The sequence below is a fragment of the Bacteroides sp. Marseille-P8574 genome, from assembly GCF_902825465.1.
GTDB classification, from domain to species: domain Bacteria; phylum Bacteroidota; class Bacteroidia; order Bacteroidales; family Bacteroidaceae; genus Bacteroides; species Bacteroides uniformis.
On sequence record NZ_CADEBE010000001.1, the window covers coordinates 1,288,659 to 1,300,553 of the forward strand.

Here is an 11,895-nt window from a genome sequence, read left to right on the forward strand (position 1 = left end):
GTTTATTCCTCTCTATTCAGAGTCCCATATAAAGCAGACCATTAGTCAACTATAACAGTCAATCCATAAAATTCAAATGTACCTTACTCCAGACATTCGCAGGGTTCATGAGTAAAGCTTCTTTATATTTGCGGATAGCCATATCCTTCTTACCCAAACCTTCATAGGCTAAACCTTCGTAATAGAGTCTTGCAGATTTTCTTTTATCTACCTTTACATTGCTTTCACCAAACTGAGAAAAGAAACTGTTAGTTTCCTTATCCAAATTCTTCAATATATCATTTAGCAACGTATTTGCATTTACTTCTTCACCTTGTTTCTGTAAAGCCATTGCTTTATAATAAATAGCCTCTGTATCTTTCTCTACATTAACATCCATCACCTTATCATACATCACTTTAGCCTTATCCATCAATCTCTGTTGTTCATAAACAGAACCTGCAATATAATATATTTTGGCATATACCGAACGCCCATAAAGTCCTATTGGGTAATTCAATGCTTTATCCAAATAACTGTTAGCTTCCTTATAACGCCCCTTTGCAGAACACTGCATAGCCAAAATAAGGTAACTGTTCAAATAATTATCCTGTTGCTCACGAGCACCTTCCGATTCAATGATAAAGTTCTCATCCATAATTTTCAGAGCCTCTTTATAATTACCATTCTCCATAGCTCGCGTAGCCATTCTAAGCACCGTTTCAGGGCGTTGTTTGCCAACAGAGAAATTCTTCTTCAACAACTCATACTTTTCTTTTGTACAGAGCTTATTGGCATCATTCAATTCATCCAATTCAAATAAAAGACGTGCATCTTTTTTATTCCGTTCAAAAGCATTTTTCATATATACCAATGCTTTTGCATCATCTTTACCGTATTTCTGATATGCTAATGCCAAATTACGCCATGCAATATAAAATTCCGAATCCTTCTTTAAGGACTCTTCCCATAAAGCTATTGCCTTTTGAGGCTGATATTCAAAATAAAGATTTCCTAAATAATAAGCCGCCTTTGCATCATCAGCATTCATTCTCATAGCCGATTCCAATATCGGAATTTCTTCCCAACGGAACGGATAACAATAATCAGAAGGCATACTCTCCGCTTTCTTATAATAGCTTAAAGCTTCCTGCTTGTTGTTTTGCTTTTCTGCATAATAGCCTAAGGTATAGTATAACATCGGATATGTATTACCTTTTTGCTCCAAACGCTTCAATATATCAGCAGCCTCCTTATAAGCAGAAATCTGAGCATACTCAAGTGACAACTCTGTATACAATTGTACGTCATCCAATAACCACTTATCCAATTTATCTAAAGCAGAAATCTCACCATCAATATTATACAACTCATTTTGAGCCATCAAATCTATCTTACACGTATCCAAAGCTTGTACCAACAATGACTTGGCATCATTTCTCTGTCCCAGTAAGCGCAATACATATGCCTTTAAGTCAATGGCACGCATATTATCCACATTTGTTGAGATGGAAAGATCCAAATGATACAGAGCCGTCTTATAGTCTTTATTCATACAATCCAAAGAAGCCAACTGAAAATAAGAAGCCGTATGCCATGCCGAAGACCAGGAAGCTCTGTAAAAACAATCGTAAGCTTCTTTATTTTTCCCTTGTGCACGCAACACAACACCCAAATAATACAAAGCTTCTCCATCTTTAGGACGCGTATAATTTGATGTTATCCGCTTCACTGCTGTCCTCAGATATCGCTCTGCCCCTTCCCTATCATAACGTTTTATACAGCGAATGCCAAGTTGAGTGTTCACATCATAATTTTCGGGATCGCGTGCCAAAGCCTCTTCATAATAAGGCATCGGGTCAACTGAAGCATTATAGAACTGTTCCAAACGCAAACCAGCCAAATACAATTCCTCTACCGATTTCATTTCTTTAGGTTTAGCAAAAGGCTTCAAAGGTTCCGGACGTTTCTCGTCTACTGTCATATATGCAGCAGGCTCATACTCCAGCAACACCCTTCCCTGACTATTACATAGACTCATTTTCAAATCAAGTTCTCCAATACCTTCTGGTAATGAGCACTCGATTTTTTGTGGGATAGCAGGACTAATTGTTACTTTTTTACGATAAATATCTTTCCCTGAAGCAACAACAATCACCTCAGCATCTTTCACCAACTCTGTAGAATTCAATCTTAAATCAAGTAAATCACCTTTTATAAAATAATTCAACGCTCCTTTCCGGTTAGCATACTTCAAACCACCCAACTCACGAATAGGGAACCACACCATTTTACCTATTTTGGTTTCATAGGGTTGCAACCAACTATAATCCGGCTGATTATCCGTATAGAATCCTGCCATCAATTCGATATATCGCCCATCAACATCTGTTAACCCCTCATTCGTTTTTAGACCGTTCGGATTATTGCCATCTGCCCAATACTTCATTCCCGGACATATATAATGATTACCTATCCATGCAGTTCCTGCTTCTTTATTATGGTCATAACCACAGAAATAATCTTCCTGCGGATTCCAAGAAAAGAAAGAAGAAGGTACATGGGTGTTTTTCCAGTAACTGATATCCATACCTGCAAAATCATAACCATTAAACCAACTGTCAGCAATAGGCCATGAAGTCATCTGATTTTTCCCATGAAAAGTTACATATTTAACCGAAGGTGGGAAAATAACCTGATAGGCAGAATCACAATGTACAGCAGGATTAGCCCAAAACAAAAAAGAATTAGAAATAGCCGTTCTGTTCTTTGGATGAATTGTCATCTCTATTATAGAAGAACCAGGATACACTGTATAACCTATAACAACCTCCATTCTATGTAGCCTATCCCAACTACGTATCCAGACAGTCTTACTGCCATCTTCCTTCTCTTCTATCTGATAAGCCATCTTTTCCACCGTATTAGAACCATGGTGATGAGGATATCCCCATGCCAGGCTACCCGATATCCAATTTCCTTGCATACCAATCAAAGAGGGTTTTACTACATGATTGTGATACAAATAATTATATTGATTTGTCTTGTCGTCCGCATAATAAATACGTCCACCCAATTCCGTACTTATAGCCAAATCAATATAATCATTCTCAATATGAATCATAGGATGTTCCATATCTCTTTTATTTGCAGTCAGTCCATCATCAAACGGATAAGGATAAATTCTGCGTTGCACTCCCTGATGACTTTTACCCTCATAGAAACGGGGCATTACATTGGGAGGATTCTGTTGATATGAAGGAATGTTATATACTTTTTCCTCCAGTTTTACTTCACCGATTTGTTGGGAATAAGCCATAATGGCACAACATCCCCAGAAAGAAACTGCTAAAAAACGTCTATTTATCATGGTATATAAATAAATTAAGTGGTTAGACAGCATGCAACACCTCCCTTTCCCAGGACAGCATTAAGCATCCGTCTTCTCACAAGTCTATCAAATAAAATCCTCATATAAAATGCCATAATAGGCCTAAAACGAAATGAATTTGTAAAGAGCTTTTTACATTTCATGAATTTTAAAAGAAAGGTCCTTTCTTTGTCATACCGCTTAAACATCACTCACAACAAGAAAAGACCCTTCATTAATAGCCTTATTTATTCAAATTCGGATTAAGCAATTCATCATGCTGAGGGATCGGGAATAAATAATCAGCTTCTGTAATTTCATGTAAAGGCTGATTATCCGCAGGATCCTTCTTGGCAACTACATCCTTAAGAATTTCCAAACGAACTAAATCAAACCAGCGCACACGCTCACCACATAATTCCCAAGCGCGCTCTTGCACACATTTATCTGCAAATTCTGCAGCAGACAAACCGCTGTATGCTTCTAGACCAGCACGCTCTCTAATCGTATTCAAACACTCATAAGCCAGTGCATCAACACCCTCACCAGAACGAGCTTTAGCCTCAGCATACGTCAAAGCTGTTTGGCTAAAACGCAGCATACGCATAGGTATGGAAGAATCAAATGCATAATAATTGGGAGCGCTCTCACTTTTCATCAATTTTTTAAAGTATGGCCTTGGATTTTTCAGTTCCTGCCAATTATAGTGAACTCCGTCTTGAGTAACAAATTCTGTTGCAAAAGTAGCATCCTTGCGAGGACCTTTGGGGAACTCGTTATAGAAAGTTAATTCTGAAAAGACTACATCCCAGCCACCCAACTCTCCAGGATAGGCCCAGAAACCATACATGGCATTGATAGTATTACCATTGGATTTGTTGCAAGGAATAGTAAAGATATCCTCTTTATTAATTCCTGAATTTGTTTCATCATTTTCAAACAAGACTGCATAAGAATCCTCAAAATCAAAACCATATTTGGCTCTATCATCCAAAACTTGTTTAGCTGTCGAAGCGGCCAGCTTATACTTATCAGTTTCTTTCAAAGGCCATCCTGCTTCTGAAAGATATACTTCGGCCAACATAGCCAATGCCGAACCCTTGTTGGGACGTCCCGGTTCACCATTCCGACGGCTATCTGACAAACGGGATATAGCTTCGCCCAAATCTTGTTCAATCTGCGTATATACATCTCTCACCAAAGCAGGTTCCTTGGATATATCATCCACATTAAACACAGAAGTTAGTACCAGAGGAACCTCACCATGGCACCTCACCAACCAATAATAACTGGCTGCACGAATAAAAAAAGCCTCTCCTACAATTTGCTTAATCACCTCAGCATCACCAACACATGCCTCATAATTTTCCAGTACATTATTGGCTCCCTGAATAGCTTTATAGCATCCCCAATAAACGGCAGGAGAACTTGAGTTCGTATTTTTCACATCATATCTGTCATACTCCTGAGTATTACCCGTACCTGGAGGACAAGTCAAATCATCGCCACCAAGTGTCATTTCTGTTGCCCATCCATTCGTAAAACCGTATGTCCAGCAATTGGCCCAGCCTCTGTATGCTCCAATCAAAGCAGATTCCAGTCCATTTTGAGATGTCAACACATCATCAAAAACCTTTCCTCTCGTATCTTCTTCCAAAAAATCCGAACAAGCTGTTTGTCCACACAAGATCAAACCTGCCAATACATATTTTGCTATATTATTTCTCATAATCTATTAACATTTAAACTAATTACAATAAGACAAAAACTGTTATCATTATTTAGAATGTAATATTCAGACCCAATGTATAAGTCTTTGAGTTAGGATATGCACCATAATCAATACCCTGCTGAACGTCCGTTGTTCCACCTCCTACATTACTTGACTCCGGATCAATACCTTTATACTTAGTTATTGTAAACAAATTGGTAGCACTCAAAGATATTCTGAAATCAGCAAATTTTTTCACTTTGAAGTCATAGCTTACACTCAAGTTTTTCAAACGTAAATAATTAGCATTTTCCAAGAACAATGTTGATTGAGTCTCCCATTTACTTGTCGGACTCCATGCCGGCAACCAAGCGTTCTCATTCATACCAGGTATATAGCGTTCTTTAATCTCTGCCAATGTAGCTTGGCGTGCATCACGGTCACCCATCAGGTGCAAACCTCTTGTAAAGTTCAGTTTATCAGCTCCAAACGAACCCTGGAAGAATGCATTCAAAGTAAAGCCTTTATAAGTCACTGTGTTATTCCATCCTAAAGAATATTTCGGCATACCACAACCAATAATCTGATAGTCAGAACCATCAATTGCATAATTACCATCCAAGTCTTCATATCTTGCATCACCAGGTTTGCAACCATATTTAGCTGCTTCCTCTGCTTGATCCTTTTTCCAAGGACCTAGATACTTCAATCCCCACAATGAACCTAATGGTTTACCAACCTGATAAACAAAAGCTGGTTGACCGTTCAAGCCTATTACATCCGTATTATCAAAAATACGCGTCTCATCACCAAGGTTTGTTACTTCGTTTCTAACAGAAGAGAAATTAAATGTACTTTCCCAACCCCAATCTTTAGTCGAAATAATCTTAGCAGTAATATTTAATTCAACACCCTTATTTTCAATGTCACCCACATTGGAAACAATACTACCACCACCCAAGAAATAAGGCACGGATTTGTTCAACAGCAAATCACGAGTATGCTTCTGGAAATAATCCAATTCAACATTCAAACGGTTATTAAAGAATCCGAGTTCAAGACCGAAATCTAATTGCTCAGTAGTTTCCCACTTCAAATCTGTATTGCCAGGGTTACCCATCTGAATGCCATTTGTACGTCCACCTGTTGTAAAGGCATAATAAACAGAAGTATTATAAGTAGCCAGCGTCGCATAAGGAGATATAGCCTGACTACCTGTCAATCCCCAGCTTGCACGCAATTTCAATTTATCAAAAATATTAAGTTTCTTAATAAACTCTTCATTTCCCAGATTCCAAGCAATAGCCATAGCAGGAAAAGTACTGAACTTATGACCGTCAGCAAATTTAGAAGAACCATCACGACGTACCGATACAGAGAATAAATATTTGTCCATCAATGTATAGTTAATACGTCCCAAATAAGATAACAATGCCCACATAGAATAATCAGAACCAACAGAGTTAGATGCAGCTTGTGCCAAGTTATCGTATTTCAATTCTGCGAATTTCAAATTAGACGCACTTCCATTCAACGATTCCCAATCATATTTCTGAGTTTCCAAAGCTACAACAGCATTGATATGATGTATATCTTTAAATACCTTATCATAAGAAATTTGTGTTGTTGTCTGAAGAGTTACCGCTTGATTGTTAGCCTTCGATGCACTAGGAGAATTATTAGAAGCATAGTTACCACTCCAAGTTTTGTTATTATAGAAGCCCAAATCAGCTGCGGCTTGGAAATCAGCACTCAATCCCGGAATAATCTCATAACGAGCACCTCCTATAACATTGACAAATGTACGTGAACGCAAATTCTCCGTATCATAAATCATAGCAAGCGGATTGGTTTTAATAGAACCTACAGGGTCTGAAATAACATATCCACCATTTCCATCATAAGGATTTGTAGTAGGAGCCCATGCCAAAGCCTGAACTACAGGATTACCTGCGCCCGTACGGCCATGATTATTCTTTCCTGAAGCGTATGTTCCGTTAGCATTGAAACGGAAAGATAGCTTCTTATTAACTTTGGTATTAACATTAGCTCTGATTGTATAGCGGTCAAAGCCCGATTCACGCACAATACCATCCATGCTCAAAAAGTTTCCAGAAACGCGATATTGAGTTTTTTCTGTACCGCCTGATATACTTAACTGATGCTGAGTAGAAATTGCTGTCTGAAACACTGCATCATTATAATCAAAACCACCTGTACGATAGTATTCTTCAATCTGCTCAGGTGTAAACTTCAGATTCTCCACACCCATGGCCTTGTCATGCTCATTAACAGTTGTAGCAAAGTCACCTGCGCTCAACATCTCATATTTCTTTATCTGATTAGATATTGATACACTTCCCTGATAGCTAACCGATACCTTACCGTCTTTACTACCACTTTTAGTAGTAACTAAAATCACACCATTGGCACCACGAGAACCATAAATAGTCGTTGAAGAAGCATCTTTCAATACTTCAATAGATTTAATGTCATTAGGATTGAGCAAATTAAAGTCAGCTCCAACAAAACCATCAATTACGAACAGAGGGCTATTATCTCCCAATACAGAATTTGCACCACGGATACGGATACGTACATCACCACCAGGGGCACCTACTGTGTTAGAAATCTGTAAACCGGCAGCACGTCCTTGCAAAGCCTCATCAATACGAGTTACATTCTGGTGCTCATAAGAATCGCTGCTAACTGATGATAAAGAACCCGTCAAATCGCTTTTACGTGCGGTACCATAACCAATAACCACAACTTCATCCAATGCTTGAGTATCTTCTTTCAAGGTAATGTTGATAGTCCGTTGAGAACCTACAGTAGCTTTCACTGACTGGTATCCGATAAATGAAAAGACAAGCACGCTGTTTTCTGAAGGAACTGCTAATTTATAGTTACCGTTAAGATCTGTAATAGCACCGACTGTGGTACCTTCAACCTGTACAGTAACACCTGGAATCGGTTCACCAAAGACGTCCACGACACGACCTGAAACGTTAATATCACTTTGATCAGTGTTTTGCGAACGCTCACTGTTTTTCGCTGCAGACAAAACAATATAAGAGCTTTCTATAGCAAAACGGACATCAGAATTTCCAAACAAATCTGTCAAGACTGTATTCAATGGTTTATTTACTACATGGAGGGAAACGCTACGATGAACATCTACATCCTTATTATAAACGAACAGATAATTTGACTGTTTTTCAATATCCCCCATAATGTGGAGCAACTCCGCATTATTCTGATTAATAGTTATCAAAGAATTTAAAGATTGTGCTCCTATAGCATACAAATTATACACACATACAAATAGCAAGAAACAAAACATAGCCAATGATCTGAATACGACAGAGACATGATAAGCTTTGGACACAAAATTTTTTTTCATTAAATGTGTTCTCATACAATTAAATATTATAAAAAAGGTTATAAGTAAAAGGTTTTTAAACAAAGCGTTACCAAACACAATACATTGGTAATTATTTACCGAGATTTTAAAAGTTAAACATATAACCGGCTAAAGCTGGTTATATAAACATACAAGAGATCATTGAAATATTGTCAGAAACGAATGGTTAAGCAATAAGAATTGTAGACAAAAAGAAGATAGCCCGTTGATAACAAGAAAGATAAGCACTATACAACTCACTGTTTTTAATAAATTACAAATCTTCTAGCTCTTCTAAGTATAACTAAAGAGGGATATTCAGTAAATGTCTTTAAAAAGTAATATGGCATATCATTTCAATGCATCGCTTGCGGCTATCAACTTGGCCAAAGCGGCATGCAAGAGGTTTGGAATTACATTTTCTATATTCACATGCAAGGCAGCCATACACAACGCTTATATGCTTGAACGATTTATTGGCGTGTTTGGGATTAACCCAGACCCACAAGTTACTGACAAACTTTTCAAAGAACTCATTTTATTTACCGCCAAAACCACTTAGGTTTGGCCATTTTTCAGCAAACTATTAACACAATATAACAATTGGTTATAGAAGAATAAATATTTTTCAAGTTATATTCATAGGCATTAAAGATTAATTTAAGGGTTAATATTTCAACGTATATATATCGTATTTCCGTCTTCAGAGCGTTCAAAATCAAAATATACATCTTTCTGCAAGACACGCAGCAGATTGTCTATGCCATCCGATATGCGGAACTTACCGCTGAATACATGTCTGGCCAAACCGGTATTTTCCACTTCCATATCCACGCCGTAGTATTTCTCTATGCGTTTCATCAATTCCACAAAGTTTACGTCCGTAAAGCAGATTAGGCCCTCTCTCCAGCGATAGATGTCGTAGTCTACAATGGGTGCCACATCCAGCTTGCCGTTTTTCAGACTGACCTGCTGGCTGGGCGAAAGGTAAATTATGTCTGTAGGGCTGTAATTGTTATCTACCTTTATCTTTCCTTCCATCAAGGCTGCCGAGAATGTGTTCTTGTCCGAGTAAGCATCTACATTGAACTTGGTACCCAACACTGTCACGTCGCACATCTGCGTATGTACCACAAACGGTTTTTTCTTGCTCTTACTAACCTCAAAGTAGGCCTCGCCGTCCAGCTCCACCTTGCGGATTTCACCGGCAAACGCTGCCGGATAACTCAAGGTGGAGCCAGCATTCAGACACACCCGGGTTCCGTCAGCCAGCGTCAGGTTGGCCCGCTGTCCCTGAAGAACGCTTACTACATTCACGGCCTCTTCTTGTTTTTCGTAATGTCCAGTCATCCAAAAATAGGCCGATAGGAAAGCAATGGCAAACACGGCAACCCACTGCACCGAGTAACGCCCCACATAGCGCAAAGTTCTGTATGCCACACTACGGCGAAGATAGGCAGCCTGTCGGTCGTCGGCCAGCAGCATGGCATCGAAGAAAGCACGCTCGTCGAGTAACTGTTGCTGGTGCTTGTCGTCTTCTTCCAGCCACGACTTTATCTGTCGTTTCTCTGCGTCCGAGGCTTCGCCCGCAAAAAATCTATGTAAGGTTATTTTTTCCATGTTCTTTCCGTTGTCTATAGTTATAAGCAAGCGAAAACGAAAGAACCCTAAACGAAAAGGCAAATAATAATGTTAACAAATTATAAATACGGAAAATAAGAAAGTCAAACACCTGCGCTCTTTATCAGTGCCAACATGACATTTCGTCCAACCAATAGCTACACATCAATAGCCAAAACGGGAAGTAATCCTTCAGCACCACCCTCAGTACCCGCAGGGCCTTCGTTATATGATACTCCACAGCCTTGACCGAGATACCAAGCGCAGCGGCAATCTCCTTGTTGGACTGCGAGTGATAACGGCTCCGCAGCAATACTTCGCGTGTCTGAACCGGCAGAGCAGCCAAGGCACGCTGCACCAGCGCCTGTATTTCGTGCGACATCAGCATGTTAGGATTACACACCTCCAAACTAGTTATCTTCAGTTGTAACTCCCATTCCTCCAAAAAGTAGAAATCAGACTTGATCTGTTCTTCCAACACCTGACGCTTCAGGTGATTGAGGCAGCGGTGTTTCACCATGGTCAGCAGGTAAGCCGCCAGGTTGCTGTTGTCAATCGTAGCCCGGTTTTCCCAGTAATACATGAAACTGTCGTTCACAATATCCTCTGCCTCCTCGTCTGTCTGCACATACGAGCGAGCGAAACGGATAAAGCGACGACTATATTCCGTGTAGAGCTTGTTGAAAGCCAGCATATGTTCTACTTGAAGAGACATAAAATTCGTTTGTAAGTTTTGGGCAAATATAAACCAAATATTGTAGAAAACGAAAGAAAAGTGTAATAAGCAAAATTAAAAGCATCACTTTTTTTGTAAAGTTGATGTATCACTTTTTTCTTGTTTAACCTATCTCTCCAGTCAGGAAGCGCCTTACGGCAAGAGAATGCACCAGCACTCCCGACGAGTGAAAGACATCAGTCAATGCAAATATAGTAACTTTATAATATTTCTTTATCGCCTTTCCATACTTTAATTCTATCTTGCCTGAAAAAATAAACAAAAAAATCAAGTATTACTCCACTTTCTCTTATTATCTTATCAATTCTATTTCACTACCTTAATTTCATGGAAGGAATATAACATATCCTGATTATCAAGCAATCTCATATATTCATTTAGGACATTGTTTATAGCCTTCATATTAAGAAATACCCTTTTTCTCACCATCCCAGAGACATATCGGACAGCTTCTTCGATAGTCATAAAATACTCCGGTGTGTTGTCAAAGGACTCCAGGCAATAAGGTTCCGGAAAATACCTGCCGGTCGTATCATTGATGGAATAGATGTTCATTCCCGGCTCGCGCTCACGATAATACACCTTGATTAACGGAACTACCCGTTCTATTGTTTCCCTGACTCCGGACTGCTCGCATCATGCCGTACACTAGTTAATTGTAAGTATATCTCCGTCCAACCCATAACCGATTATCTCCCCACGGCAGTCGAGCGTCATCCAGTCCCCGCCAAGTTTGCCAACTAGATTCCTCAGCCACCATTTGCCGAATCCGTTCCTTATGATGGTGGCCTTACGATTGTTTATATATTTCAACATCTTGTGCAGCGCCCCACTTCCTTCGAGTCACCGACACATTTATATACCACATCAGCCCAGTTCGGCACGGCAGACCTCCTTTTCTTTATTGACAGTATAAAACCCTATATCCCTGCCGGTACCATTCGCCGACTCTGCAAATCTCAGGTATAATGGAATAGTCTTCCTTATACCTCTCTGATTCTCGATTTTTTCTTTCATTTTAAAGATAGCTTTAAACTAGTTTATAAGTCATTGTTCTTGAGAGGGTACAGCAAATC

Annotated in this window: 7 protein-coding genes and 1 pseudogene; 1 reads left to right on the forward strand and 7 read right to left on the reverse strand. The window is 39.2% G+C overall.

Features of this window, described 5'->3' with window-relative positions:
- Positions 1 to 58: 58 nt before the first annotated feature.
- The 3 genes from HUX74_RS05490 to HUX74_RS05500 form a co-directional block, all read right to left on the reverse strand.
- The gene (locus tag HUX74_RS05490; RefSeq protein ID WP_172726695.1) at positions 59 to 3,349 is read right to left on the reverse strand and encodes a DUF5107 domain-containing protein; all 3,291 of its coding nucleotides are present in this window, start codon (positions 3,347 to 3,349) and stop codon (positions 59 to 61) included.
- Positions 3,350 to 3,593: 244 nt separating this feature from the next.
- Positions 3,594 to 5,078 carry a RagB/SusD family nutrient uptake outer membrane protein gene (locus tag HUX74_RS05495; protein ID WP_117599313.1) on the reverse strand — a complete coding sequence of 495 codons (1,485 nt, stop codon included), beginning with the start codon at positions 5,076 to 5,078 and terminating at the stop codon, positions 3,594 to 3,596.
- A gap of 52 nt (positions 5,079 to 5,130) precedes the next feature.
- Entirely contained in the window at positions 5,131 to 8,478 is a 3,348-nt protein-coding gene (locus HUX74_RS05500; protein WP_117599312.1) for a TonB-dependent receptor, read from the reverse strand.
- 334 nt (positions 8,479 to 8,812) lie between these two features.
- Between HUX74_RS05500 and HUX74_RS05505 the strand changes: the two are divergent.
- Positions 8,813 to 9,025, forward strand: a pseudogene (locus HUX74_RS05505) (transposase); the annotation flags it as partial.
- A 113-nt stretch (positions 9,026 to 9,138) separates the two neighbouring features.
- Here the strand turns inward: HUX74_RS05505 and HUX74_RS05510 are convergent.
- The 4 genes from HUX74_RS05510 to HUX74_RS05525 all read right to left on the reverse strand — a co-directional run bounded on the left by HUX74_RS05510 (position 9,139) and on the right by HUX74_RS05525 (position 11,836).
- Positions 9,139 to 10,083: a FecR family protein gene (locus tag HUX74_RS05510; RefSeq protein WP_117599447.1), complete on the reverse strand. Its 945-nt coding sequence runs from the start codon at positions 10,081 to 10,083 to the stop codon at positions 9,139 to 9,141.
- 124 nt (positions 10,084 to 10,207) lie between these two features.
- Positions 10,208 to 10,798 carry an RNA polymerase sigma-70 factor gene (locus HUX74_RS05515; RefSeq protein WP_117599311.1) on the reverse strand — a complete coding sequence of 197 codons (591 nt, stop codon included), beginning with the start codon at positions 10,796 to 10,798 and terminating at the stop codon, positions 10,208 to 10,210.
- A 669-nt stretch (positions 10,799 to 11,467) separates the two neighbouring features.
- On the reverse strand, positions 11,468 to 11,635 hold the full coding sequence (locus tag HUX74_RS20675) for a hypothetical protein (RefSeq protein WP_242496963.1): 168 nt from the start codon (positions 11,633 to 11,635) through the stop codon (positions 11,468 to 11,470).
- Positions 11,636 to 11,686: 51 nt separating this feature from the next.
- Positions 11,687 to 11,836, reverse strand: a complete 150-nt coding sequence (locus HUX74_RS05525; RefSeq protein WP_172726709.1) for a hypothetical protein — start codon at positions 11,834 to 11,836, stop codon at positions 11,687 to 11,689.
- Positions 11,837 to 11,895 lie beyond the last annotated feature (59 nt).